General features: G+C 58.3%; 22 protein-coding genes and 1 pseudogene. 10 read left to right on the top strand and 13 right to left on the bottom strand.

The window, feature by feature from the left end:
- The first annotated feature begins 18 nt into the window (after positions 1-18).
- From K4G53_RS16395 to K4G53_RS16410, 4 genes are all read left to right on the top strand, one after another.
- Positions 19-1,653: a glycosyltransferase gene (locus K4G53_RS16395; RefSeq protein WP_221386688.1), complete on the top strand. Its 1,635-nt coding sequence runs from the start codon at positions 19-21 to the stop codon at positions 1,651-1,653.
- Positions 1,650-2,552 carry a glycosyltransferase gene (locus K4G53_RS16400; RefSeq protein WP_221386689.1) on the top strand — a complete coding sequence of 301 codons (903 nt, stop codon included), beginning with the start codon at positions 1,650-1,652 and terminating at the stop codon, positions 2,550-2,552. The genes K4G53_RS16395 and K4G53_RS16400 overlap by 4 nt, the downstream gene beginning before the upstream one ends.
- A gap of 488 nt (positions 2,553-3,040) precedes the next feature.
- On the top strand, positions 3,041-3,253 hold the full coding sequence (locus K4G53_RS16405) for a hypothetical protein (RefSeq protein ID WP_221386690.1): 213 nt from the start codon (positions 3,041-3,043) through the stop codon (positions 3,251-3,253).
- A gap of 958 nt (positions 3,254-4,211) precedes the next feature.
- The gene (locus K4G53_RS16410) at positions 4,212-5,450 is read left to right on the top strand and encodes an acyltransferase (protein ID WP_221386691.1); all 1,239 of its coding nucleotides are present in this window, start codon (positions 4,212-4,214) and stop codon (positions 5,448-5,450) included.
- Here the strand turns inward: K4G53_RS16410 and K4G53_RS16415 are convergent.
- The 9 genes and pseudogenes from K4G53_RS16415 to K4G53_RS16455 form a co-directional block, all read right to left on the bottom strand.
- Positions 5,447-5,665 carry a hypothetical protein gene (locus K4G53_RS16415; protein ID WP_221386692.1) on the bottom strand — a complete coding sequence of 73 codons (219 nt, stop codon included), beginning with the start codon at positions 5,663-5,665 and terminating at the stop codon, positions 5,447-5,449. The two genes, K4G53_RS16410 and K4G53_RS16415, sit on opposite strands and share 4 nt — an antisense overlap.
- Before the next feature lie 780 nt (positions 5,666-6,445).
- Positions 6,446-6,595 carry a helix-turn-helix domain-containing protein gene (locus K4G53_RS21545; RefSeq protein ID WP_374226170.1) on the bottom strand — a complete coding sequence of 50 codons (150 nt, stop codon included), beginning with the start codon at positions 6,593-6,595 and terminating at the stop codon, positions 6,446-6,448.
- 106 nt (positions 6,596-6,701) lie between these two features.
- On the bottom strand, positions 6,702-7,079 hold the full coding sequence (locus K4G53_RS16425) for a DDE-type integrase/transposase/recombinase (RefSeq protein ID WP_221386694.1): 378 nt from the start codon (positions 7,077-7,079) through the stop codon (positions 6,702-6,704).
- 194 nt (positions 7,080-7,273) lie between these two features.
- Positions 7,274-7,504, bottom strand: a pseudogene (locus K4G53_RS21550) (leucine zipper domain-containing protein); the annotation flags it as partial.
- Between the two features lie 93 nt (positions 7,505-7,597).
- Positions 7,598-8,458, bottom strand: a complete 861-nt coding sequence (locus K4G53_RS16435; RefSeq protein WP_221386695.1) for a glycosyltransferase family A protein — start codon at positions 8,456-8,458, stop codon at positions 7,598-7,600.
- Positions 8,455-8,976 carry a GtrA family protein gene (locus K4G53_RS16440; protein WP_260323638.1) on the bottom strand — a complete coding sequence of 174 codons (522 nt, stop codon included), beginning with the start codon at positions 8,974-8,976 and terminating at the stop codon, positions 8,455-8,457. The genes K4G53_RS16435 and K4G53_RS16440 overlap by 4 nt, the downstream gene beginning before the upstream one ends.
- Positions 8,976-11,303, bottom strand: coding sequence for a hypothetical protein (locus K4G53_RS16445; RefSeq protein WP_221386696.1), 2,328 nt, complete (start codon positions 11,301-11,303; stop codon positions 8,976-8,978). Before K4G53_RS16445 ends, K4G53_RS16440 begins: the two co-directional genes overlap by 1 nt.
- A gap of 101 nt (positions 11,304-11,404) precedes the next feature.
- Positions 11,405-12,361, bottom strand: coding sequence for an NAD(P)-dependent oxidoreductase (locus K4G53_RS16450; protein ID WP_221386697.1), 957 nt, complete (start codon positions 12,359-12,361; stop codon positions 11,405-11,407).
- Positions 12,354-13,424: a glycosyltransferase family 2 protein gene (locus tag K4G53_RS16455; protein ID WP_221386698.1), complete on the bottom strand. Its 1,071-nt coding sequence runs from the start codon at positions 13,422-13,424 to the stop codon at positions 12,354-12,356. Before K4G53_RS16455 ends, K4G53_RS16450 begins: the two co-directional genes overlap by 8 nt.
- Before the next feature lie 157 nt (positions 13,425-13,581).
- On the opposite strand from K4G53_RS16455, the gene K4G53_RS16460 reads away from it, so the two are divergent.
- On the top strand, positions 13,582-15,510 hold the full coding sequence (locus tag K4G53_RS16460) for a hypothetical protein (protein WP_221386699.1): 1,929 nt from the start codon (positions 13,582-13,584) through the stop codon (positions 15,508-15,510).
- Positions 15,511-15,585: 75 nt separating this feature from the next.
- Complete coding sequence (locus K4G53_RS16465; RefSeq protein ID WP_221386700.1) at positions 15,586-17,856, top strand: hypothetical protein; 2,271 nt, start codon at positions 15,586-15,588, stop codon at positions 17,854-17,856.
- Between the two features lie 1,070 nt (positions 17,857-18,926).
- Here K4G53_RS16465 and K4G53_RS16470 read toward each other — a convergent pair.
- Both K4G53_RS16470 and rfbB read right to left on the bottom strand, forming a co-directional pair.
- Positions 18,927-20,345, bottom strand: coding sequence for a bifunctional dTDP-4-dehydrorhamnose 3,5-epimerase family protein/NAD(P)-dependent oxidoreductase (locus K4G53_RS16470; protein ID WP_221386962.1), 1,419 nt, complete (start codon positions 20,343-20,345; stop codon positions 18,927-18,929).
- Complete coding sequence (rfbB, locus tag K4G53_RS16475; protein ID WP_221386701.1) at positions 20,342-21,340, bottom strand: dTDP-glucose 4,6-dehydratase; 999 nt, start codon at positions 21,338-21,340, stop codon at positions 20,342-20,344. The genes K4G53_RS16470 and rfbB overlap by 4 nt, the downstream gene beginning before the upstream one ends.
- Before the next feature lie 57 nt (positions 21,341-21,397).
- Here rfbB and rfbA point away from each other — a divergent pair, with 57 nt between their 5' ends.
- The 3 genes from rfbA to K4G53_RS21555 all read left to right on the top strand — a co-directional run bounded on the left by rfbA (position 21,398) and on the right by K4G53_RS21555 (position 22,900).
- Positions 21,398-22,267: a glucose-1-phosphate thymidylyltransferase RfbA gene (gene rfbA / locus K4G53_RS16480; RefSeq protein WP_221386963.1), complete on the top strand. Its 870-nt coding sequence runs from the start codon at positions 21,398-21,400 to the stop codon at positions 22,265-22,267.
- Between the two features lie 107 nt (positions 22,268-22,374).
- Positions 22,375-22,632, top strand: coding sequence for a helix-turn-helix domain-containing protein (locus K4G53_RS16485; RefSeq protein ID WP_221386702.1), 258 nt, complete (start codon positions 22,375-22,377; stop codon positions 22,630-22,632).
- Positions 22,633-22,702: 70 nt separating this feature from the next.
- Positions 22,703-22,900, top strand: a complete 198-nt coding sequence (locus K4G53_RS21555) for an IS3 family transposase (RefSeq protein ID WP_221386964.1) — start codon at positions 22,703-22,705, stop codon at positions 22,898-22,900.
- A gap of 171 nt (positions 22,901-23,071) precedes the next feature.
- Here K4G53_RS21555 and K4G53_RS16495 read toward each other — a convergent pair whose 3' ends face one another.
- Positions 23,072-23,311: a hypothetical protein gene (locus tag K4G53_RS16495; protein ID WP_221386703.1), complete on the bottom strand. Its 240-nt coding sequence runs from the start codon at positions 23,309-23,311 to the stop codon at positions 23,072-23,074.
- Here K4G53_RS16495 and K4G53_RS21560 point away from each other — a divergent pair.
- Positions 23,212-23,433: an IS3 family transposase gene (locus K4G53_RS21560; RefSeq protein ID WP_374226178.1), complete on the top strand. Its 222-nt coding sequence runs from the start codon at positions 23,212-23,214 to the stop codon at positions 23,431-23,433. The two genes, K4G53_RS16495 and K4G53_RS21560, sit on opposite strands and share 100 nt — an antisense overlap.
- A gap of 5 nt (positions 23,434-23,438) precedes the next feature.
- Here K4G53_RS21560 and K4G53_RS21485 read toward each other — a convergent pair whose 3' ends face one another.
- Positions 23,439-26,015: a lysozyme gene (locus tag K4G53_RS21485; protein ID WP_308287917.1), complete on the bottom strand. Its 2,577-nt coding sequence runs from the start codon at positions 26,013-26,015 to the stop codon at positions 23,439-23,441.
- Between the last annotated feature and the right edge of the window lie 225 nt (positions 26,016-26,240).

A 26,240-nucleotide genomic window follows, 5' to 3' on the forward strand; every position in this document is an offset into this window, starting at 1 on the left:
GTGACACCGGAAGGACCTATGACACGAGCACGGATGCTTTTCGACATCATCGACGGCGGGGAAAGCGGTCTTGCTGGGGGCCGAGGACGGCTGAGCGGGCGTGAGGTTGGACTGCTGGTAGGGGCGTTGAATTACCATTCACTGGTTCATCCTGGCCGGGAATTCAAAGTTGTCGTCCTTCGCGCCCCTGACGGGGAGTACCCGAGGCTGACAGACCAGTCCTGCCACCGCCTTGAATGGAAAGCTGACCGGACGGCTATCTGCTCCTTAACTGTAGTCAGCGCCCTCAAGGCCGGCGCTTACTTCGACAGCGCCATCATGCCGCTTGTCATTGACCTCGGAGGTGAGGGTTCAGAAGGTGGTGCCAGCTTCTATGACCGCGCTGGGCTTAAGGGGAAAGTCTTCAAACGCGTTCGATTTGGCGCTCCGATTATTTTCGATGCCATGCGACAGGGCCTCACGGATGTTTACGAGAAGCGCGTTGTGCCGCGACGTCGTTCCCAGCGGATGGCGGCACCCGAAGTGAGCTCGTACCTCTCCGAGAGGGGGGAGCAGGGACGGCCCCCCGCGATACTTTTCGGATTGCACTGGCTGGAAATGGGCGGCGCCGAGCGGTGGGCCCTGGAGTCCATTGCCGTCGCCAAAGAGGCGGGATTCCTTCCAATCGTGCTGACCGATAAAGACTCATCCCATCCTTGGATAGACCGGCCTGAACTCGATGGAGCCTTAGTACTCCCGATGAGTTTTCCGCTACCACAAGGCGAAGAAGCTGATTTGCTCCTCGCCCTGCTTCGGGAGTTCTCCATTCGGGGTATCCACGTTCACCATAACAATTGGCTGTACCACCGCTTGCCCTGGTTCAAGGCCTTTGACCCTTCTATTCCAATCGTAGACACGCTGCATATCCTCGAATGGCGCACTGGCGGCTTCGTCGAAGTTTCAGTCAAGCTTTCGAACGTAATTGACATACATCATGTCATCTCGCCGCAACTAAGGGACTATCTCGCTCTTCTGCGAGACGTACCGAAGAGCCGGGTGGCTTTAGCACCACTGTATGGGTTGTCAGATCAGTTTGTGCCGCTTGCAGTCCCTCCGGCTAACGAATCTGGCCGACCTTTCACGATCGCGTTTGTGGGAAGGCTGAGTCAGCAGAAGCGTCCCTACCTTTTCCTTCGTTACGCGGCGGAACTGAAGAAGACGGTCGAACGCGAGGTGAAGTTTATAGTCCACGGTGATGGGGCGCTATTGGAAGAGACGCAAAGGTTGATCCGGCAGTATGGATTGTCTGGCAGCGTTGAACTTCGCCATCCTCCCTACCCTGTGAGCGACACCCTGGCTGAGGCAGATTTGTTGGTTGTTTCTTCTGATAACGAAGGGCTCACGCTGACGACATTCGAGGCGACAGCCATGAACGTGGCTGTCTTGTCGACCGACGTTGGCTCACAAGCGTCTCTGGTTGCCAGCCAAGCCTTGCTGCCACGCCAGCCGTTCGCTTTTATCAAGGAAGCGGTAGCACGGACGCGCGCCTTGATGTCCTCGGAAGCGCTTCGCATGGATATAGTCGCCGAGCAGCAGAAAAAGATCATGGCCTTGAAACAGTTCCCGGACGCGCGCGGGTGGACGAAGGGGCTTTACGAAGGGTGGAAAGTATGACCGATAAAGTTGCGGCAGTCGTGGTGACTTATAACCGGGTTAACAAGCTAGGCAGGGTTTTAGATTCAATTCTTGCTCAGTCGCGCAGTGTTGACATGCTGGTTGTGGTGGATAACGCCAGCAGTGATTCCACTGCCAACCTCTTGGCGGCCTATAAGGAGGATTCTCGGGTCGAGGTTGTCCGCCTTGAAACGAACACTGGGGGGGCCGGCGGGTTTGCCGCCGGTATGGAAAGAGCGTACGAGCTCGGCGCAGACTGGGCCTGGATAATGGATGACGACTGCTACACGGGTGAGACTGCTCTCGAGGCGTTGTTGTCAGGGCATGCAGCAGCAGAAGCCGAATTGGGTCGCCCCATACCTTACAGCTGCTCATTGGTGCGCTATACGGACGGGTCGATCTGTGAGATGAACAACCCGGGAACCGCTTGGGACTGGGGACGCCTGATCGCCAAGGGGCAAAACAGCGTCATCATTACTAACTGTTCCTTTGTTTCCGTCTTGATTCCCCGGCGGTCTATCGCCAAGTATGGCCTGCCATTGGTCGAATACTTTATTTGGTTTGACGATATGGAATACACGCTCCGGATCAGCGCGGAAGGTCCCGGCATACAGGTTCTGGACAGCTGCGTGGTGCATGACATGCCTGACAACCGCGGGGTGAATTTCGGCGACGTGAACTTCGATAATGCGTGGAAGTTCTTCTACGGCGCTCGTAACGAGTCGTCCTACCGCTGGCATCACGACAACAAGCTCGACTGGCTCCGGTTCGTCGTGAGTACCTTCGTCTGGATGCGACGCGGCAGAGTAGGACGAGGTCTTCAGCTTGGCATCGCTAAGAAGATTCTCGAAGGAGTAAAGTTCAACCCTTCTCCCAAGCAGGTGCGGAGCGTCGCCTGAAATGTCCGCAACGCGCAGCCGCGCCCTTTCTGCTCGATGTAGGTAGGGTGCGGCTGCTCTTCGGCTCCTGCCCGGTTCGGCTCTTCGTGGTTGGTGGGGAATTGCGTTCGTGTCGTTGAAGACAATGGGGCCCATGGCCCTACTGGGTTGAGCCCACCGGGATCGCAGCCGTTGCTGCCACCATTCCGACTACCGCATCATTTCCACCAGCGTCACCGCCGGCAGGTCATCGTCGACACCGACCAGCCACCGCGCTGCCCGAGCTGTGAAGTCATCGCCTCCCGGCGGAAAGAGCGGCGCCTTCAACGGGTCCGTGATATTCCGTCGCCGGGCCGGGGGTGCTCTGGTCCAAGTACCGCTGGTACTGCGAAGAAGTGGACTGTGAGCGGCTGTGGTGCTTTGAATCCACGCCGCAGGTGCCGCGCCGTGCCCGCTCCACTGGCAGGCTGCGGGACCAGCGTGGACTCGGTTATCGTTCTGACCGGGCGGTGTCGGAGACAGCTGCCGGCTCCGCCGTGTCTTGGTGGATGGTCCGGGCGGTGGTGACCGAGGCATGCTTGCTGCGGTTGCCGGACGTGGACAAGCTCAGCCCTCGGATGCTGGGCATGGATGAGCACCGGTTCCGCTCCGTGAGCTACTTCCAGGACCCGTCAAACGACGGCGTGAATCCGGTTCGAACCGTGGATGACGACGATCGTTGACCTGGACACCGGCCAGGTCCTCGGTGTCGTCGACGGCCGGGACCACACGGGGCGTCGGGGAGCATTCTTTCCGATCCGTTGAATAGGGTTTCTTCCGTTACATCGCTGTGGATGCGTAGCATCACATCCTTCGCGCGGAGGGCCCTGATGCTAGCCCCACACTATGACTGGTAAACAATCAAGGCCAATCACTAGTTGAGTACGATTCTCTGGTGAGGGCATTACTCCGAACTTAGGCCCGAACAAAGGTGTGCAGTTAGGGTTAGCCGCTGAGAGCATACCTTCGGTCTGACGTACACGGCCGGACTCCACGGATGTTGGCGGCCGCCGACGAAACGCGTCGAATTCGTCTTCCCGAGAGTCGCGAGACCCCGCGTCGTACACCGGTTTTTCCCATTTCGGGTGAGCCGCTGTACTTTTCCTCATACCCTGCACTCATCCGGACTGGCGATCCCCTGCAGGAGCGCTAGAAGGTGTCAATCGACCTGAAGCCGGGATGGAACCCAGAGGATGGGGAGGTGGCAGTCCTCGGCAAGAGTGCGTTCTGCCATACAGTGGCTCGCGGGCGAAGGTACGAAAGGAAAGCTCACCAATACCCAACTATTCTGCTCATCTCCGTAGTTGCTCTTCCACCAGAGGCGACCAGATCGAGCATTTCCTCCATCGGATGAGTTTAACGGCCGGGGAATGGGCTCCCCCCACTCCGTCCACAGGAAGGCCTGACCGCCGCTGGTCCGAGCTCATAGCTCAGTCGTCCCGCGAAATTTTCATCATGCCGAGGGTGCTTGCAGCGCCCCGAAGTCACAAGTAAGAGTCTTACTCGAGCCCGTCGACGATGCCCGAGTCCTCCTGCCCGGCAAGGTTCGATACCGTCAATCCGGTAGTCTTGAAAGAGTGCCGCCGGGGAGTTGGCTCCCTGATGCCTCGGACAAACTCCTTTGATAATGCTGAGGAATCCATGCAAGAAAAAGTCATGATAAAGACGCCCCCCGGTGAGGGGGCTGCCGCTGTAACGCAGGTGCATGCCCTGACAGGAGTGCGGATAGTTGCTGCCATGTGGGTGGTCCTGTTTCATATTCGGGGCAATCTCGCCTCCGAATTCCCCGAGTTAGCAGAGCTCTTAGGACCAGTCCTGGCTCACGGCGAGCTTGGAGTTGACCTCTTTTTTGCATTGAGCGGGTATGTGCTGGCATTGAACTATGGCGACCGCATGGGGTTGAAGCTAAACCGTAAAGCTACTCTCAAATTTTGGTGGGCGCGTCTGGCCCGGGTATGGCCGGCTTACGCCTTCATGCTTGTGTTTACCGCTGTTTGGCATGGGGTGCTGCTTGCACGACACAGTGCTGACCCTGTCGCTGTACGCGACTTCAGCGTGGCCAGCTTCCTCCGTCAGCTGTCATTGGTGGTGCAGTGGACAGAGCCCGGATTTGAGAGACTGACATGGAACGGTGCTGCTTGGTCCGTGTCGGCCGAAGCGTTCGCATATCTTTTGTTCCCGCTAATGGTTCTTCTAGTCTTCCGCCTCAACCGGTCGCTCAGCACACGGTCTATGGTGATCATGGTCGGCATACTGCTTTTCCCGGTTGTCTTCTTTTCTTACGTTCTCGGGCTTTACGGAGCATGGATGTGGCTGCTGCGGATATTATGCGCCTTCATGGCGGGCGCCCTTGCCTTCTACATCGTACGCAGGATCCCATCTTCAGGCCGTAACAGGCTTGTGGCAAGCCATGTCATTGTTGTTGCGACAGTATTGATCATCGCGGGATGCTTTTGGATAGACCGGACAGGGCGCTCTCAGTACATCGGTTTGCTCATTCCGGTACTTGTCTTGATCGTGGGTGCTTTGGGCATGGCGGACCGGCACATCGCGAAGCTCCTCGGAACCAGGCCCTTGGTGGTTGGCGGAATGGCCTCATACAGCATCTATCTCGTGCATATGCCGGTGATAGAAATCTTTTGGAAAATGCAGATGACCTTCCCAGAAAGTCTTGGAGCAGGAACGCCCGGCGCTAAGCTCGGTTTCATTCTGTTGCCCGCAGTGGTCTCCGGTCTCGGTTATTGCTTGTGGCGGTTCTTCGAAGAGCCGGCTCGCCGGAAGATGCGGCTCATGTCGACGCAGAACATACCTGAACGGGCAGTCGACGACCCCGCCGTTGACCACCAGGCCCATCATGCCGTGGGTAAGCGGATACCTTAGACCAATTCGCCCTTCAGAGGCCACTTCTGCCGTGTGGGGAAGCCGTTGAGCCCGTTGTAGGTCAGCGTGTAAGGCTTGCGCTGGTCTGCTGACAGGCCGCTTGAGTCGCCCAGCCTTTCCATTGCCTGTGGCCGATAAAGTACGGCCCTTGCTTTCGATTTTGACCTCCGCGAGGAAAAGGCAAGATCGGTAGCTGCATGGATTGCGAGGATCATGTAGATCCCGACTCCTGGGTCAACCTGGCGCGGTACTTACTCCGGAGCCCGTGACTTCGCTCCGCTGTCAGCGATGGTCGAAAAATGAGCCATTTCGCGGGCGGAGTTCAGCGGTCGTCGCAGCAATTTATGGTTCGGTGGATGGTGAAGTCAGTCTAGTTAGGTGTTCCATAGGGCTCTGCCTTCCCAGGATTCTGCGTGGCCGCTGTTTGAGTTCGGCGGCGACAATAGCGAGGTTTTCGCGGTGAGGATACCCAGGTCTGTTCCTTTCGGAAAGTATTGGCGGAGCTGTCGCATGGCTTCAGCCAGTCGATAGCGCAGGTTTTCAGCTCCACGGTCTATACCATCGCACAAGGATGATGAATTGAGTGGTCCCTTCGACCAGTGCGGCGATGGCCGACAGGCCGCCCTTTCCAATGACTAAATCCCCTTCCTAATGACCTGGTACTAATCCGTTGATAACCTCTGCAGTCCTGTTTCGGATCATGACCACGTCAGGGAAGCGCTTGGTCCGGTGTTCCTTGCGACGCCGCGGTCGGCGACCTGTCCGCCCCGCTGCGTAGGGAGACTGCAGCATCTACGGCCAAGTCAAGGCTTCGACGCACGTACAGGGCTTGATATTCGGTCTCTGGAACCACGTGCATTCCGGTTGTGCCGGAGAACTCGGTGCGCACGCGGTTGCTGATCTGGCGAGGGCTCCAGCGTTGTTTCCGATGTTCGCGCACGAACTCATGGAGTTCCGGGTTGGCGGCGATCTTCCCGGACTGCTGGCGGCTTCGTCTACGGTTCGGCGCTGAGCTGGGCCATCCGCGGACGGTGGTTGCCGGACGGTTCGTGGATGTTCCGGGGGATCTCTCGGCTCACGGTCGACGGATTGCGCCCGAGTTCCACGGCAATAGCGTGAATGCTTCGCCCGATGCAGGGGTCCACGATCCGTGATCAGTTCCGACTCCGAGAGAAATCGGGCAGAACAACTGAATGCCCGTGGCGCCATCGAGTGCCTTAACTGCGGCGGATTCCCACGATCCGGCAAGCCTCAGAATTGCGTATCGTGCCAGGGGTGGCGGGGTTTGATCAGGATGTGTTTGGCGCCCAGTGCGGCCAGCGCGTCCTGGAAGTCGCGGGAAAGTCGGTAGGCGAAGGCGTTGTCGGTCATGACCCGGCGCACCGGGGCTCCGTTGGCTGCCATGGCGGCCGATGCCCTGGTGAGGAACCCGGCGCAGGTTGGTCCTTCCTCGTCAGGCAGGACCTCAGCGTACGCGAGCCGGGTGTGGTCATCGACAGCCACATGGACGTAGTCGAAGCCCAGGTTTTTGCCCGAGGAGCGGTGGTTGGCGGAGCTCTGGCCCAGGTCGGCCCGCCAGCCTCCGCCCTCGGGGATACGCCCGAGTTTCCTGACATCGACGTGGAGCAAGTCGCCCGGGGCATGGCGTTCATAGCGGCGGTCCGTGGACCGAGAGGCCCGGATCCTTGCCCGGTCAGCGGGTCAAGGTCCCACAGTGTTGGCATGCCGGCCCGGGCGAGAATTCGGGAGACGGACCTAGCGCTGATGCCGGAGCGCCGTGCCAGATCGGCCGGTCCTTCGCGGTGCTTCACACGCTGGGTCAGGACATCGGCCACCACGTTCGCCGGTGTCGCGTGCGGGCACGAGTTCGGCCGAGAGCTGCGGTCCTCAAGACCGTCCCAGCCCTCGGCGCGGTGCCGGCCCAGCCAGCGATGTGCGCAGGCGCGCGAGACGCCCATTTCTTTGGCGACGTGGGCACCCGCACGGCCCGAGAGGACGCGCTCGACGATGATCCGCCTACCCCTTGGGGTCAGGCGGGCGTTACGGTGGGACATGAAGACCTCTTAGTCGTTGGCTGTGTGTGGTAACCACCAACCTAAGAGGTCTTCACCTATTCACGATGTAACCAACGTCCTGACTCAGTACACCTAGACCGTGCTTTCAACGACGAGCTCGTGACCCATTCGCTTACGAAGCCGCATATATGCGAGACGGCGGGCATAGGACATCCCGATTGCCTTCAAATTGCCGACGGCCAGGTCCAACGCGGTTAGCAAGCCTGGGTGCTTGCGAGCGACTTCTTTGTGAAATGCGATGGCTTGGCGCGACTGTTGCTGCGCCAAGCGAACGCTCCACTGGCTACCGCTGATTCGAAAGGTTGCGAGGCTCCGACGAAGTGCGACAACGTCCCCATGGAAGCAGATCCGAGCGTAGGTGGCCTCATCGATCAGGTAAGGGTTCTCGTCGTCCCATCCGCCTTCCGCCTCCAACAAGTCCTTCCTAAACATTACGCACGCCGGCTCACCAAAAATATTCGATCCGGCCACAACCGTGGCCCGTACCGCTTTGGCGCCAGGGACAAGGCCCGAAATGCCTTGCAACCCCCGCCTTCTGGTGAAGATTCGTCCCGAGGCGTCGACGAGGTCGCGCTGACTGGCAACCAGGACTGCGGTCGGATGTTCTTCAAAGGCTGCAACCTGTTCCTCAAGCGCCGTTGGCGCGATAAGGTCATCACCGCAAACGAGTTTGATCAAGGTCCCCCGAGCCTCTGAACTCACCCTGTTCCAATTTGCCTTCGCGCCACCACCTACGGGTGTGGGGCTCAGAATACGAAGCCGGGGGTGTCCTCTGAAGCTCTCAATCACCTCCATCGTTGAGTCGACTGAAGAGTGGTCGGCGATAACTACCTCATAGTCCTCATACGATTGGTTGAGGACGGATTCGAGGGTTTCAGCTATGTATTGTTCGTTGTTGTAGGCGGGTATGACTACGGAGACTTTCGGTGTCATGCTGTCTCTTCCTCTGTCGTGCTACTAAGTTGATGGGCATTATGTTCCCGCTTCACGGGTGACTGCTTTCGGCGAAACGAGAAGTGTCGGTGGCCGAAGTAGCTGATCACCACCGACAAGAAGGTGATGGCAAGCTGAGTCGGAATCCTTGGAAAAAGCAGGAAGTCGGCAAACAGTGAGAGCAATCCGACGTTCACCAGCAGCGATGTGAGGTTGACCAGAGCAAACCGACCCAGATCCAGCCATACATGTCCTTTGACTCGAAATACAAGTTTCCGATAAACGAAAAAGACCGCGACGAGAGAGACAGTCCATGAAGCGGACAAAAGGACAAAAGATGGAGTATCCGGCAAAGCAAGGGCGAGAGCAACGAACAGCCCTGTGCTAAAGGCTGTGTTTGCGCCACCAACCAGGAGGAAGGCAACCCGCTGGTCCTTGACAAATTTCATCAGCGGCCCCGGTGGCCCTGAATGAATCCCGCGTACTGGCTCGTCCGCTTCAGGTCGATGGGAAGACATTATTTGTCCTCTTTTCTGAGGGCATACTCTGGCACTACGCCGTTGGGGCGATCTGTGGAGTTTGAAGAACTGGCAGAGGATCCAAGTACTGAATGGGAGCTGGTGTGAGCCTCGTTACGTGAGAATCGGGATGGTCCGTCGTGGTCACCAGATTGGCGACGGCTTCGAAGGGCATGCCACAGCGCCCATGCAGCGCTGAGGAGCACCGCAAGAGCGAGCGAAACGAGCTCCAAGGTCCAGCCCGGCGGCCTGAATGAGATAGTCACCGTCTTACCTGCCGCGTCAGGCGCCACGTGGACAGTCAGCAGATAGCCGCGGAGAGGATCGGCGAGGGTAGCGCCGTCGGTTGCATAGCCGGGCCACGCAAGGCGGCTCATTGTTACGGTACCGCCGGCCGCAGGCACTTTGGTCACTCGAAAACTAACCTCGGTGCTGGAGTTAGACACCGGCTCGACGGCGGTTCCCTCAGATGCGTACACGGGAGCGCCCACGGAACCGAGGGGCTTGTCCCGGGTCCACATGACGGTATTTGCAGTGTGCGAGGCGACTGACCAGCCGGGCGGCGGAACTGCCTTGGCCAGCTCAGCTCCCGAGCTGTCGGCGGCGTCGCGGACTATTTGAACAGTATCGACTCGAAGGAGATCCGCGAGCGGCTTGCCCGATACGGGGTCAACTTCGAACAGCTTCGTGCTGAGTTCCTTACAGGTCTCCCCGCGTGAGCCTATACATAAGTCTTGCGAGTATGCGGCGTTTTGGATGGGACTATAAAGGTTGTGCACACTCCCCGGGTTCAAGTACCACATATTGCCCACAAGCGTTTCTTCCCAAATAGAGGGGTCGAGGGCGGACGGCGTTCCAACCACAATCGTTTGCCCCTTGGAGCCAGCCAGTTGCGTTGAGTATTTCGTTGTATCGGAGGGGAGCTTGAAGTCTTGGACTGGCGGGTTCGGGAAGTAGAAATGCTGGGGGAATGCCAAAGCCAGAGACGTGGCCACAAGGATAACCGCGGTCACTCCATTGGCTCGGGACCGGTTTCTCAACTTACTGAGCGCAAAAGCTGTCAAGGCAAAACCCGCAAGCATAATGAGAACCATACGTGCGCTGACCGTCCATAAGTCTGGCTTCCCTGTCCAGCCGAGGTACACGCTGCCTGCAAATACAGCTACAGTGCTGATCCAGCGTGAACGGCTAACGGGACTGACTCGGGCAAGCGAGAGTGCTACGCAGAGTAGCACAATGGCCGCGAGGCATACGTAAGGCATTAGTCGCACAGGAGTCCGCAGCGGTCCGAGGTCGCTGGGGGCGAGCGTCAGCATCAACGACAAAAGCAGGAACACGGGAACACTCGCTAACCCGGGCGTGATGCGGCGAAGGTGTCCAAAGTTTACTAACGCAAAGAGTGGCACGAACCATGCTATGTAAGTAAGGGGGGCCGGGGCGAAGGGACCCCACCACCATGAAGCAACTTGGGGGAGGTTGCTGGGAAGCGCTGATCCAGCAAGGCCCGTCAGGTCCACAGTCAGGAAGTTGGTGTTGGCAACAATCTGCGTGCGGGAAGTGCTCCGTAAGGTCAGGACACCGGGGAGATAAACGGCTAACGCCGCCAATCCCAGCAATGCACCTGAAAATACTGTTTTGACCAGGGACTTCCAGTTCCGAAGTACTACCAATTCGACAATAATCGCGACGAACAGCAGCACCATCATGATCGTTCCGTGCACATATCCGACGGTGACCAGGAAGTAGCCCGCGACGAGAAGGGGGAGTGGAGACTTGTGCTGGTGGCACATCCGTCGAAGGGACCACCATACAAATGGGAGGAAGGCCCACACCATCAGTCCGGTTACCCATGAAGGCGAGTCTAGATAGACGGTGAAGCCGGCAACCGTAGATGCAACGCCAGCTACGAAAGCCCAGGGCTGAGCAGCGCCAAGACTCCGGCTCAGCAGATATATCCCGACGCTGGCCGTAGCCAACAGCGCCACTTTTACCAGTGTGGAGAAGACCAAGGCGTTCGAGAAGTACGTCGATGCCAGGCCGATGCCGAGAGTTACAGGACTGAAAATGCCCCACTGCCCCTCCGCGGCATAGTTGCCCGCCTGCCAACCCTCAGCGCTGAATAAGGGCCATTGCCCAGCACGCAGCATTCTGCCTATCTCGCGCCAGATCGGGTAGGCGCCAATTTGGGTGTCGTCGTAGAAGTAGAACCGGTGGTTAAAGATGACCGGGATCAACGCCGCCAAAATGGCGACGACCGGCGTGGCCAGGGCCCACAGCCAGCCAAGATTTGCAGTCCTGGCCGCCGACGGGCGTTCGTGAATATTCAAGTTAGCAAGGTCTCTTTCTGTTGCTCACGCTCTTTCTAGCGTACCGAACCGCCCGGTCCTCTACTCATTCTCCGGCACCCGCAAGCGTTGGCCTGCGGCAGCTACAGCGATCCTGAGACGCTGCGCAAGGCTTGCATGTCTCTTACAGTGGCGTCGATTCCGACTGGAAGTGGAGTGAACTGGCGGTTGTCGAGTTCGGTCCAGATCACAGACCTCAGACGAAGATCATGGGCCTGTGCTTTCGCGAACGGCGAAGCCCCCAGCACAATCCGCGGCTTGCGCTTGAATACCGTCTTGCACGCCCCAATGAGTGCCCCAATGGTGTCGGCCCGCTGGGTTGCGATGATCTTCGTGACGGTCTGGCCGGGGACAACGTCAGACGCGGACAGGCGGTCGAGGCAGTCAGCTATTAGTGCCGCAGCGTCCTCAATGAAGATGTAGTCCCGAAGGGTATCGAGGGAAACGTATACCGAGACGGGTTGTCCGGTCAGGTAGGCCTTGGCAAAAACGGAAATGAGGCCCTGTGGTTTGGCGAGGTTTTGACCAGGGCCGTAGAGGTTGGCCACCCGCCCAATCAAGGCCCGGGTACCTGAGATAGCGGCGAATTCCGCGACCGCCTGTTCCGCGGCCAGTTTCGCGAAGCCATAGGGGGCCAGAGGCTGAGGGGCACTCTCCTCGGAATACGGTGGGTTAGGGGAACCCGCATAGACGCCGCCGGCCGACGAAGCAAGAAAGAAACGACCAGGAGCTGAATCTGGACCGCAAAGGGTTTTGGCGAACGAATTCAATGCAGAGTTAAATACATCCAGCTCTGAGTCCAGCTCCTGTTGAGATGTTCCGGTCACGCCCGCCCCGGCACACCAGGCAATCACCCAAGGGCGGCCACCAGCGACGTCTCTTAGCTGCTCCGCCCCTGCCCTCAGTGCGACTTTGGCATCTTCCGCCTTTAGCCAGGGAATCGATGTGGTGAGTACTTCATGGCCTCTAGTCCTCAGTGCGGAGACCAAGCCCCGCCCCAATAAACCGCCAGCCCCGACGACCCAGACCGGATCAGGCATCGGGCGTAGTTCCTCCGGATGATGCGGCTGTTCCCTGCCCTGATGGCGCCTCTACGCTGACGGGCTTCCCTAGCGGGCCAACAGCGGGGTCGCTAACGATTAGATAGGCGGGCTTGCCCATGGCCATATTTACGTTCACGCCAACGTATTCTGCGATGACCCCTAGGGAAAAGAGAATGGCTCCAGTGCTGATCAGGATAACGATCATAGTTGAGGTCCAGCCCTGTTGTCCCGCCCCATGCCCCGTGAGATAAGCGATGAGAAGGTAGACGGCCAGGCAGATTCCTAGGAACGCGAACAGCGCCCCAATTAGGCTAACGAGGCGCAATCCCCGGGTGCCGCTGGAGATGACCATCCGCCAGAAGTGTGACAGGAGCGTCCTCAGACGGTAGCCGGAAGCGCGGTCCCCTTCCTCCCGCAAAGTAACGGGGCAAGTGGCCACATTGGAAGCGATCCAACCTAACGCGACATCGAGGTAGACAGCATTGCCAGCGTAGGCGGCTACGGAACGGGCGACCTCACCGGTTACCAGTCGGAAGCTCTGGTAGTTGGGGGCATCGTTACTTGAAAGAAGCGCGGACACCACCTTCTTAGCTCCCTTTGACGCTACGTTTCGGAGGAATCCATGCGGGGGTTTATTGCTCGGCAGGGCATACACCAATGTTGATTGCTGGGCCATCGCGGTGTCCAGCATGTCACCTATAGCAGCGGGATCGTGCTGGCCGTCTTCGTCCATTGTGACAACCCAGTCTCCGCCAGCAGAAGCCATGCCCGCAAGAGTTGCGGGGTGCTGTCCGAAGTTCCGGCTGAGCCACACTGCCCTGACTGTATCGTGGGCTGCGGCCAATTCCCGGATAACCTGCGCGGAACGGTCTGGTCCATGGTCAAACACGAGGAGGACTTCCGCAATCACGAAGCTGTGACCGGCCGGCGAAATAGTAGGTTGCGCGAGGCGCATAAGTTCTTCGACAACCACCGGGAGAGTCTTTTCGCCCTGGTAGACAGGGACTACGACAGAAATACGATGGGTGCTGGCCGAAGAGCCCGTCACTGCGTTGGTCATGTGCAGAGAGTCTACCGGTTGGCAGCAAGGCAGTGTGCCTTTACCGCAGACTGGAGGACAGCCCGTTCAGCCAGAGGCCTTAGAATCATTACTTGTCACCAGGCTGCTTCCGGGAAGCTGCCCAAAAATCAAAGGAATGGTCAGGGTATTTAGCGGTATGAAGCATGACGACGCTGCCAAGAGAACCCGGAGCAAGTGGCAGCTACTGGTTTCGGCCGCCGCCATGGCTGTATCAGGACTGATGTACTGGATGCTTCAGGTACGGCCCGTCGTTACAAGTACGGGCTTCAGCTGGCACAATTTTCGCCAATACTTTCCCTACGACCAGTACTCTTATCTCGCCATCGCCGTCAACGTAAAAAACGGGAACCTGGCTTCGGTCGAACCCTTTACGGAGACGGGCACCAACCACTACCCCCGTCTGTATTACGTCTTCCTCGGCCTTCTGTCGCGGCTGTTCCATACCGACGTTGTTGCTACCTGGCAGGTTGCTGGCCTCGCTTTCCAGTTCGTCATGGTGGGTGCCATCAGTTGGTTACTGATCCGCTTGACGGGGGTCCCTGCTCTGGGCGCCCTTGGGTTTGTGCCGAGCATAGTTGGTACGTTCGCAGTTGCGGCTACCGGTAATTGGCACCACGCCCTGGACAATCACGGCGTACTGTGGGGCTCTTTCGGGGTTCTGTTCACCCTCAATGGCGAATCTGCTGCATTGTCCGTGGCAGTCACCGCGATCTGCCTCCTAATCGGCGTCACATTCCCGCTGCTTGACGATAAGGGGAAGTCGAGCATGAAAGCGCGTACCGCCGCCTTCATTGTTTGCGGCGCAGCGGTGGGGGTGTTGGCTAACGTTCAGACATATTCCTTCCTTACTGCCGTCTACCTACTCGTTTACGTAACGGGCGCCTACGGGCTGTTGAAGTATGGGCGCAAGTGGCATGTGGCCGTGAGCCTTGGGTTGCTGGCTGGAGTGCTTCTGGGTGGAACAACCATTGCAGCAACGGCCGGACCTTTAGTAACTCTGATGGCCGGCCTCCTTGCCGCTGCGCCGGGCTTTTGGCTTATTCTCCTGAGGTACAAGGTCCCGGTCGCCGCAGGCTGTGGATCGCTGGCGCTGGCTGCTTCTCCGACGATCCTCGGGACATTGCTGGGTCTGGCTGACAAGGATGATTTCCTCACGTACCGGGAATTGTCGTCGAATGCCCTGGGTGTTCCACTTTGGACCGGCCTGCTCGGCTCGCTGGTTCCGTTGCTCATGCTCACGCTGATCTTTCTGGCAGGCCTCACCCAGGGGAACAAGACCTGGCTGTCGTTCAGTCTGGGCGCTGTCGTTGCATGGCCGCTCGTCGCCACCAACGATCTTTGGGGCGCGAACCAGGAGCCGTACCGATTTTGGATTGACAGCTTCACCATCGTCACCGCGGCCTCTGTTCCGGTATTCTGCCAAGTCGCTGTCCGTAGCTGGCATATTTGGCGGGGAGCATGGGTGTCCCAACACCTAGTGGCTTATCCAGACGGTGAATCGCCTCTCAACGCCGATAAGGATGCCCGCTTCGGCCGCTTGCAGGCGATTATGGCGGCAACCGGATGTATCGCTGTCGTAATCGCGCTTGGAGTGAGCGTTTCGGACTACTCCAAGTTCTCGGATTATGTCCACGCCTATGGAACCGCCAGCTTCAACGATCCACAAGCCCTTGCAATAAAAACGGCGGCGCTGCCGCTGACGGAAGCTGGCTCCGACCTGCGGGTTTCAGTAGACGCCAGGGGGCAGGCCTCGGAGCTTGTTATGTTCGACCCGTGCATCAGCCCGTTCCGGGTTAAGGCGTTGACTGGTTTGCCCACCGCTTTCTACAACCTTGGTTTGGCATGGCCGAGGAATGAAAAAGATATCCGAGAAATCCTCGTGCAGCGTTCCAAGGGCCTGTTCGCCCAGCCAATCGCGCAAAAGGTCGATATCCGATACGTGCTAACCGATACGGGCTGCCCGTCCGGGTGGCAGGGACAGATCAACGGCGCAAAGATATCTGAGGCGAGCTACAGTAACGGCGGCCAGCCGGCCACAATTACTCTCTGGAAAATACTGGGCTAGTCGACCCTGCTTGCCGTTTAGACCCTGCCGTACTACCCCAGTGCGGGCCTCCACGACATATAAAGACAAGGAAATATGCACGAGAGTGATGACGCGTCGCCGCGCCCCGTATTTTGGGTCCTGCTCACTGCCCTGAGCGTCTTGTTGCTGAGTCTAGTTCCGCTCATCTGGACGCCTCGCTTCTATTTTTGGGACGACACCGAGAACGGTGCATACGGTGTTTGGTACCATCTGGGTGAATCGCTGATGGGCGGAGTTGTCCCAATTATTAATCCCCAGGTTTGGTCCAGCGGTAATTACGCGGCCGAGGGGCAATGGGGTACATGGAACCCCCTCATAATGGCAATTGGCGTCATCGTCTACCTCGCACCCGATGCGGTCCTCGTGTCCACTGCTTTGAAGATCGCATTCCTTGTCATAGGCGGCATCGGATGCTACCTGTTGAGCCGGTCGTTCAGGGTACCTCCCGCACTGGCACTAGTGGCTGGCGTGGCCTCCCCACTGAACGGATTCACCGTCTTCTTTGATTCTCCCTCATGGGTCACAGGACAATTGGCGTGGGCCCTGCTGCCCTATTTCTGGGTACTCCTAAAGCTGGCTGCCGAGGGTAGGCGAAGCCCGCTGTGGGTTTTTCTTGTCGGCTACCTCATCGTCACCATCGGCTACGTCGCTGGAACGGTTGCAGTGGGTTTCGTCTTGCTGTCGGTGGGCATCGACGCCCTGGTTAAGAGACGGTGGGCAGAAGTTTGGCGATGTGCTGCAAGCGGGCTCACTCTCGTGATGGTTTCCGTAATTGTTTACCTTCCCGGGGTACTCACAGCCGCCGTAACCACGCGCAGCACGACCGCGATCGCCAATGACGACTATATGGGCGTCGACCTGAGCGGGCTCATGAGTTCGACCATAGCCACGGCTTATCCCATGATGCCGTCCTGGTGGTGGGGCGGATTCTCCGCCCCGGCTCCGGCTCTCTATATCGCCTGGTTCCTGCCGCTTGTAGCTTTCCTGAGTTGGCGGCGAATACGGGCTTATGCTCCGCAAATCAGGGACATCCTGTTCTTCGCAGCATTGTCATTGGCGTTTGTCTTGCTGCCTTCGACTGTAGGCCCGCTTCGCTATCCTGCGCGATTCATGCCTTACCTGGCTTTGGTGTGCGTTCTCCTGTGCGTTGTCTTGATTTCCCATACGCTGGCCAAGCGTCCTTCAAAGCTGTCCCTCTTGGGGGGCACGGGTGCCATCACTTTCGGCATGTACGTTGGCTGGGCACAGTACCCCGACCGGTACATGACCATTTTGGTGACTGGTCTGCTGGCAATTGCAGGCATTTGCGTCCTATGGTGGCGAATGCGTGGCGGCAAGCTTCCGTTGGGTGGCTGGTCGGTGATGTCCTTCATTGCCGTGATATGCCTGGGCGTGACATTTGGAACCACCCTTTTGCAGCATAGGACAACGAGGGGGAGCCCGCTTTCCGATTCTGCCGTTCCTTCCGACACGGCCATTCCCAGAGGCGTATTGGCTACGGTGCAGGGTGAGGTGCTGGTTGTGGGTGACCCTCTGGACTACCCTCAGGACGAGTCCACTTGGTCAAGGACACTCATGGCCAACACCTGGTATCTGAGCCCGGCGTCAGTCCTTAATCGCTATCAGCTGATCGGACACACGCAGTACAACCAAGCTCTCTGTCTGCGCTATCTGGGCGGCACATGCGCGGAATTGCTGGATAGACTCTTTGAACGGCGGCCTGTGACCGGCATGGTTCTTGCTGACGAACTCGGAATTGACAACATACAAATACTAAAGAGATCCTTCGCTGGCAACCAGCGGCCCACTGCAGCCAACAACTATACGGGACGGCAGGACGCTGTGCCCATAAGGCAAGTGCCTGAAGGATGGCATCAGGCGAGTGACGATGGTGACATCGCGCTCTGGAGCCGCGATGCGCCTGTCAGGGCGACTGGTGGGATCGTCTGGACATCTCCCGGGACGTCACTGACCGAAGTAGCGCGCAGCGACAGTGGGGTGACGCTCCACGTCAACCATGTACCGGATGGAGGCGGCCGTGCTGCCTTTGCCAGACTCCCCTGGCCGGGATACGAGGCGCGGGGGGCAAGCATTAGCTCTCCAGTCGACGGGTTTCTTCTTGCAATTGATGTGCCCGAAGGGTCCGATGGAAAAACTCTGTCCATTGCCTTCACACCCCCAGGCTGGGCAGTCGGAGTCGCGCTGTGGTCCCTCGGCGTCGCAGGGGCGATTATCTTGTCTGTGGGCGACATCATTGCGGTACGAGCGCGCCGTACTCGGAAAGTGATGAGGCCGGAAGAACGCTCAAGACCCGGCCGTCCATAGTAAGAGATACCCGCGGACTTAATGCTGTGGGTTAAGGACACCATGTGTGTATGGGAGCGGCCCGCTGATCGGTAATGGAGGGCAGAATCCGGTACCGCTAAGCTTTCGGAGTCCAGGTGACTGGGTGCAGAGCATACCTTCGAAGCCTTTGACTTGTGGTCGGGCTGATTCGGAACGGTTAAGAGTTGCTGCAGTAGTGAGATACACAGAAGATGACCGTGTGCCCGGGCATACTGGCCGGGTGCCTGGCCATGACCGTGGTGATCCCTATGGCGGATCCGGTATTACAGCAGCACTGCCGGAGCCCATGGAGTAAGACAGGGTTCGGCTGTGCCTGGTTCACGTGGAGCCCAATGTCCGGGCCTACTTCACTAGCAAGCCGGGGGACCGGCGGCTGCTTCGGCTTTTCAGGCCCCTGAAGAGGATCACGAACCAGGGCCGAAGCTGCGGCCTGACGCGGAAGCCTCAATGAATCGCACCAAACCCCCGGGACTTGATCAGGGCCCGCACCTACCGTCACGTCAGGGATGCGGCACATGCCTGCGTACGCGTCAAGTGGAGGTCGTGGCTCACCCACGACAGGATCCGTAACGCCTACCGCCTCCTGGAACGACTCGGCCGAGTCTCTTCACCAACCTGCGCCCTGACTTCGGCGGGCTGCAGATCGCTTCGGCGACCAACCGCATCGAAGGCGGCACCAAGGACCAACTCCGCTGCGGGCACGGCCGGGCGAGTGACGAAAGTCAGCAAGGCGTGGTCGAGTGACACCTCTACCTGCACAACGAACATCGCTACCACCAGCGAAGGTAACCGGGCGGCGCCGCTTCGTCAATGAAAACCGGACAACACCGCCGGCGTCAGCGTCAACAATGAACCCGGCACCACCCCAAAGCGACAGCTCTGGACTCAACGCAGGCGAAGGCCTTGGACCCGCAAAGGTTGCAACGGACGCACCTGGGACACACCCGGACTTTACACAGGCGTGCAATCGTAGCCCTTGTCCCTGCCGTCGACACGAAATTGCGGATGCTTTTCATTCAAACGGCATTCGGGATTGGCCAAAGAGCCCGCTAAACGGTCGCCGAGCTGGCGCTGAGGTACTCGATCAAAGCTATTTTGGAGTTTCGCGGGTGGAACCCCGTTGCCTTAATCTTCGCTAGGTCGAGTACGCTGTTCAGCGGCCGCGGCGCGGCTGCCTTGTCCTTGAAATAGTCAGCGGTGCTGACACCGGAGACAAAGGATCGCTCAGCGCCGCTGAGCTCATAGACGTCAGCGGCAATTTCCGCCCAGGACTGGGGGGACCCGTCGTTGCTGAGGTTATAGGTTCCGTATGGTGCCTCGGACTCGAGCAAGTGTTTTATGCCCTCTGCTATGTCGGAGGCGAAGCTCAGTCGGCCAACTTGGTCATTTACGACGGCGGGCTGGACACCGCGCCTAGCAAGGTTCGCCATAGTCCGGACAAAGTTAGCGCCGTCCCCTATCACCCAGCTGGTCCGGACAATGTAATGGCGAGCAAGTGCGCTGACGATAGCGTCCCCGGCCGCCTTGCTCTGCCCGTACACGCCTAGCGGGGTGAACGGTTCATCCTCAGTGTGGTCGGCTCTCACGCCGTCGAAGACGTAGTCGCTGGAGACATGCACGATAGTCAAGGAGTATTCTGCGGCAACCTTGGCGAGCTGGCTAACAGCGCTGACGTTAATCGCCCAAGCGGCTTCGCGTCCAGGTCGGGTTTCGGCAGCGTCTACTGCGGTATAGGCGGCCGCATTGATGATGGTCCTGTAGGTGCCCCAGTGGCGGGCCGAGTACAACTCGCTGTCGAGGAGATCGAATTCGTGGCGCCCAGCGAACTCAACGGAAGTGTCCCCTTGGTATGCCTTGCGCAAGGCGCGTCCCAGCTGGCCATCAGCCCCTAGAACCAAGGTCTTTCGAGGGGGCATCGGTTTCACGTCAGCGAGGCGGGGATGGCCTCTATCCTTTTCGGAGACTTCCGCGTGAGGTAGGGGAATAGGCCAGGGGATGTTGACCGTCTCGTCGGCAAGATTCAGGAAGGTGTATTCAGCGTCCGGTGACCAGTGATCGTTGACCAAATAAACGTAAGAGGTGCTGTCCTCCAGTGTTTGGTACGAGTTGGCGACACCGCGCGGGATGAAAATCGCATTGCTGGCGTCTAGTTCCGCGGTAAATACCGTGCCAAAAGTGGGCCCCTCCCGAAGGTCTACCCAAGCTCCGAAAATCCGTCCTGTCGCTACAGAAACGAACTTGTCCCACGGCTCGGCGTGTATACCCCTCGTGGTACCGGTCTTGTCGTTGTACGAGATGTTATTCTGCACGGGACCGAAGTCGGGAAGGCCCGCGGCAACCATCTTCTCGCGCTGCCAGTTTTCTTTGAACCAGCCTCTGTTGTCACCGAACACGGGGAGGTCGTAGACGATGACGCCTGGGATCGGCGTTTGTTTTCCTATGAGTTTCTTTTGAAACTCCATGCCTATTGGCCCTGCTCCTTGTACTTGGCTTCCGTGGCGGCTTTTTGTGGCCGCCACCATTCTTCGTTTTCCTGGTACCAAGCGATGGTGTCCTCTATGCCTGCATCGAAATTTGAAAATTGCGGTAGCCAGCCAAGTTCATCGCGGAGCTTCGTGGAATCGATAGCATAGCGCAGGTCGTGTCCCGGCCGGTCCACGACGTGGTCGTACGCGTCGGGTGACTGCCCCATGTGCTTGAGGATCAGCTCGACGACATCCTTGTTGTTCTTTTCGCCGTCGGCGCCGATGAGGTATGTCTCGCCGATCCTGCCCTTCGCGATAATGGCGAGAACGGCTGACGAGTGGTCGTTAGCGTGGATCCAGTCGCGGACATTTTCTCCCTTGCCATAAAGCTTCGGCCGAACACCGTCGATGATGTTCGTGATTTGGCGCGGAATAAACTTCTCCACGTGCTGGTATGGGCCGTAGTTGTTCGAGCAGTTACTGATCGTGGCCTGGAGGCCAAATGACCGCACCCATGCCCGAACCAGCAGGTCCGAACCAGCCTTCGTGGACGAGTACGGGCTTGAGGGATTGTATGGCGTCTCTTCCGTGAACCGCTCGGAGTCGTCCAATTCGAGGTCGCCGTAAACCTCGTCCGTGGAGATGTGGTGGAAGCGTTTGTTGTGCTTCCGAGCCGCCTCAATCAGCGTGTAGGTGCCGATGATGTTTGTATCGAGAAATGGGCGCGGATCGTGCAAGGAGTTGTCGTTGTGTGACTCCGCCGCGTAGTGGACGACGACGTCGTGGTCAGCCACGAGTTCATCGACAACGGCAGCATCAGTGATGTCGCCGACAACGAAAGTGAAACGGTCATCGGGCAGGTTCTCCAGTGACTCGCGGTTTCCAGCGTACGTCAGCTTGTCCAAGACGGTAACGTGGCTGTCCGTGTTGGCCATCACATAGTGGACAAAGTTCGAGCCGATGAAGCCGGCGCCGCCGGTAACGAGAAGTCGTTGCATAGTTTCATAGATTACCGGATTTGGATGGACTTCAAATCAGGGGGAAAGATAGGTGACATGCGCGGAATTATCCTTGCCGGTGGTACCGGCTCCAGACTTCATCCCATCACATTGGGCATCAGCAAACAGCTGGTGCCGGTCTACGACAAGCCGATGATCTACTATCCGCTGTCCACGCTCATCCTTGCCGGTATCCGCGACATCCTTGTCATCACAACGCCCCATGATGCGGATCAATTCCAGCGCCTGCTCGGTGATGGATCTCAGTTCGGTGTCAACATCACGTATGCCCAGCAGGCGTCTCCGGATGGACTCGCGCAGGCATTCATCCTAGGTGCCGACCACATCGGCGACGGCCCGGTTGCTCTTGTGCTCGGGGACAACATCTTTTACGGCCGGGGCATGGGTACACAGCTGCGGCGCTTCGCTGACATTGACGGCGGGGCAGTTTTTGGTTATTGGGTAGGAGATCCGTCAGCTTATGGCGTCGTGGAATTCGATGACGAGGGCAAAGCTATATCGCTTGAGGAGAAGCCAGCCAAGCCCAAGAGCCACTATGCGGTGCCCGGGCTGTACTTCTATGACAACGACGTAGTCCAGATAGCCAAGGATTTGAAACCTTCGCCTCGCGGCGAGCTGGAAATCACGGATGTGAACCGCGTCTACCTAGGCCGGGGCAAGCTGCAGGTGGAGATCTTGCCGCGGGGGACTGCCTGGCTGGATACCGGAACTTTTGATTCGCTCAATGAAGCATCCGAGTTTATTCACACCGTGCAAAAGCGGCAAGGTCTTTCCATTGGCTGCCCGGAAGAAATTTCGTGGCGACTTGGGTTCCTCAGCGACGAGGATCTGAAAGAGCGCGCCGAGCCGCTGGTGAAGAGTGGCTATGGAAAATACTTGCTGGAGCTGCTGGAACAGGGTCGCTAAGAAACAGCTAAGCTGGCCCGACATGTGAACTGCTCTCCGGAAGCTGGACTGGAAATTCAGTTCTGATTTACGGGGAGCAGTTCATGTTTAGAGCAGTTCGTTGTCTGATGAGCAGCTCGACGCTGCAGCGGCGTTGCTTGAGGCCGGCTGGGGTGCCCGGGGTGTTGTCGTTTGAGTTCAAGATCGCTGCTGTGCAGCGGTTTCTCATGGGTGAAAACAAGATCGGGTTGTCAAAGGAACTCCGGTTGTCATCTCCGGCGCTGATCAGCAAACGGGTGCGGCTGTATCGCGATGAGGGCGAAAACGGCATACGGCCGAAGCCAAAGGCTGGCCGAAGGGAACCCGGCAACCGTGGGCAGCCCTGAGGCAGACCTCAGGCGGCCGACCGTCAAGCACGCCTGCGGGCACTGACTCCCAAAAGACCTCAAATCTGCAATCAAGGATGTTTTCGTAAAGAACCAGGGCCGCTATGGGTATCGGCGTATCCACACCGAGCTGCTTAAGCAAGGGCGGACGCGCAACAAAGACCGTGCTGAAGTTGATGCGGACACTCGCGCTGGCCTTCCGGCTACAGCGGAAGAAACGCTAGGTCACTTACCGGGGCGAGGAAGGCCGGATCGCCCCGAACCTTAAAGCGTGAGTTCGATACTGAGATCCTGAACCAGAAACGGGTGACTGACATAACTGAGTTCAACGGTCGGTGACCCAACGCAGTACTACTCACCCCTCATGGAAAATCTTCGACGGGCAGATCATCTCCGATGCCATCGGCATCTCCCGAACCTGGCACTCGCCAATGCCGCCCTACGGCAGGCTTTGGTCGGCTGTCAGCCCGGCCAGCAGCCATTGGTGCACCCGGACCAATGATTCCAGTGCCAGCATCTTTCCTGGCGGTACCTCCTCGAGGGTGCTGGCGCGTTTTAATCCATGTCCCGCAAAGTCAGGTGCTACGACAACGCCGTGATGAAGAACTTCTTCGGACACCTCAAGGAAGAGCTCTTCATCGCGTTTGTGTTCGCAGCATCGACGCGTTGGAACCCGCATTGCACGAATACAACTGTTGGCATTACAAGGATCGGATCTCGATAAAGCTCGAGGGCCTGAGCCCGGTGCAATACCGAGCCCAGCCGTCGTGGCACAGGATGCTATTTAGCCTACGTCCGTGACCGCTTTACGCTGGCGGTCCCATTGGGACCAGGTCGAGGGCGCTGCGGCTGTACTCGGCGATAACGGGCGAACCACTGCCTTTGTTCAGCTCCACCAGCCTGGCCCATGAGTTCACGGGTCGCTTGGTACCGTCGACCATAAGGTAGACGACCGGAGAATCCAACGCCTTAGTGAATATCGTCGCGTCCAAGCTTCCGCGGGTTGCGGGGAGCGCATTACAAGTGGAGAGTTCAAGGCTGCGCGCCGGCAATTGCGCCGTTGCTGCAGTGGCAGGAAGCTTCCATAGAGCGCCTGCGTAGCCTAGGAATGCATCAAGACCGCACCGAAGCACAGGCTGCAGCGTTCCGATCGAGGTATAGGGGGACAACTGTGATTGCGGGACGCGCGAGTATCCCGCGATCCCCAAGTTGTTTGAAATGCGAAAGTCCTCCAGTTGGAGCATCTTATCAGCCCCGTCAATGAGGTAAACCGCTGGACTGGTGTCGCTCACAACGAGTCTGCCAAGCGGTAGTAGAGCCGGACCCTTGGTCAATTCATTAATGCCCGTACTTGTCAGGGAGAAGATCTGGGGGCTTCCTCCGAGGTTGAGTTGGCTGAGCGTGGCCCAGTCTGGCACTTGGCGTGCTGTGGCTTTGTCTTTGCGGAAAATCACGGGGGACGACGGAGACTTCACGAAAGCCGGAGTGGAGATCGTTCCCGACGTGCTGATCATGTTGAGCAGGGCATCAGAAAGGACTGCCGAGGAGTCCGGCCATTGGCTTTTATCCGCCATCAGGTACTTTTCACTGGGCCCGATAACATAGTGCTCGCTTCCGTTTCCGTTGGTTGCAAAACCCGCAAATGCTGTTCCCAATGGAATTTTCGAAATCGATTGGCCGTCCAGAGCTGCGGCTCTAATCGAGTTCGTCCAAACATTTTCAGCGTTGATGGTAGTAGGAACGGGAAGGAGCTTCCCAGCTGTATAAATGTAGGGCTGTCGGCTGAGGCGATCGACGACAACCACGTCTGGGCGCACTATTGGACCTGACGCAGCGAGTGGTAGGAGGGCCGTAACGGCATCGCTCAGGTAGCTGGTCCTGCCGGGAAGGCCTGCCTGGACAAGGGAGTCGATGTCAAAGAACTCGCGCTTTGTCATGGCCGAAACGTAGAACTGCCGTCCAGTAGGTGAGATTGTTGCATTGCTCAGCAGCCCGGAGTCCGAATACGTTGAAAGTTCACCGCTAGATAAAGGGACCCACCCGGTACAGTTTCCTCCGCCGAAGTCGAACATAAGCGTACAGTTCGGAACATGCAGCCGTCTCCCGTCGTCGATAAGAAAGATCGAGCCGTCCGCGCTGCGCGCAAATCGTCCCACAGCGTTCCCGGTCGCCAACGAGTCCAGATATTGCTGGCTCACCTGCTGGAGCGTACCTAGGCGCATGTAAAGTTCGTAAATTGACCAATCTGGAAGCGGGTACTTGGTGGTTCCGCTAACCATGTAAATGGTGCTGCTGTTCGGTCCCTTAGCAAAAGACGTACCTGAACTGTCGGACTGGCTGGCAAACCGCTGCAGAGCGGCATAGTCACCGTTCCAAACGTTCGAGTCGCCAGCAAATGGCCCCGTACTGCTGTACTGCCAGATGCTGTAGGCAGCCCAACTCCCCGTCGGGATAGCACCAGCATTGTTTGTGGGGGACGAAGGATATGCAGCAACCCATAGAGGATAATCACCGAAACCGGAAGGGTCTCCCAGGCACTGGTTCCACCACATAGTGTTGGTGTAAATCACGGGGAGCCGTCCGGTCATGGACCGAACAGTGTTGCCGAAGTCCTTTACCCATGATTGGAGCTGGCTCGGGGACATGTCGTAGCAGGTGTTGCCGAAATAGAATCCATTGATGGTGCGTCCCTCGTAAGGGTTGAATTCAAAATCGAGGACCGGCGGCATAGTGTAGCCGTCGCTGGTCCAACCCCCGCCATTGCGCACAAAGTACTGCGCTTGATCCGCTCCACTGGACCAGTTGGGAATGGCGAAGTGATAGGCGCCCCGTATCATGCCAACACCACGGGCGCCCTGGTACTGGGAGCTATAAGAGGGATTGGTGTAGTAATTACCTTCGGAGGCTTTCACATAAGCAAATCGGGCTCCCATGTTCCACTGCTGCTGCCAGTCGACGCTTGACTGATGCCCGCTGACATCCAGCCCTTGAACGCCGAAGGTTGGTGTCCACGTGCCCTCGCTTCCGAGCGACTCAATGCTGAGGCGTCTTGATGCGTCTGAAGTTGAGGATCCAGTGACGCGGGCTGACCGTTGTCCCATCTCCGCTCCGCCTGCTCCAATCGCCTCTGCCATCGACTGCGCAGGCGCAGATGGACTGGTTGGCGCCGGTTCCGGAAAGGCGGAGGAGGCGGGGGGTGACGGGGCGGAAGGATCGGGCTGAGCGGTCGCCGGCAAGGTTGAAGGGATGGTCGGCGTAGGGGTTGGCTCTACAGCGGACGCAATACTTAGGAGGCTGGGCGATGCGACCAATGAGGAAGCGAGCAGCCCTACTGCAATAAGCCTGACGGCGGGGTGACGGGACTGAGACGGGTTCCGCTTCATTTTTGCTCCGGAGACAATGTGGCGCCTGTGATGGGCGCTCATTCGGTGGCTGTTCGGTGCTCCCCCCAGGGAGGTGCCGAACAGGTAGAAGTCGACAATTAACGCGCTTACCATAGCATCAGTGTTACGGGTGGGACTAGAGTTCCTGCTGTTGCATTAGACCGGGCTTCCTCCGGCAACGATGAGGGCCGCCGAGCCCTATTTCGTGAGTCGGCTGGGGGTTCA

Origin of the sequence: Arthrobacter sp. MAHUQ-56 (assembly GCF_019710585.1) — a bacterium.
GTDB lineage: Bacteria > Actinomycetota > Actinomycetes > Actinomycetales > Micrococcaceae > Arthrobacter.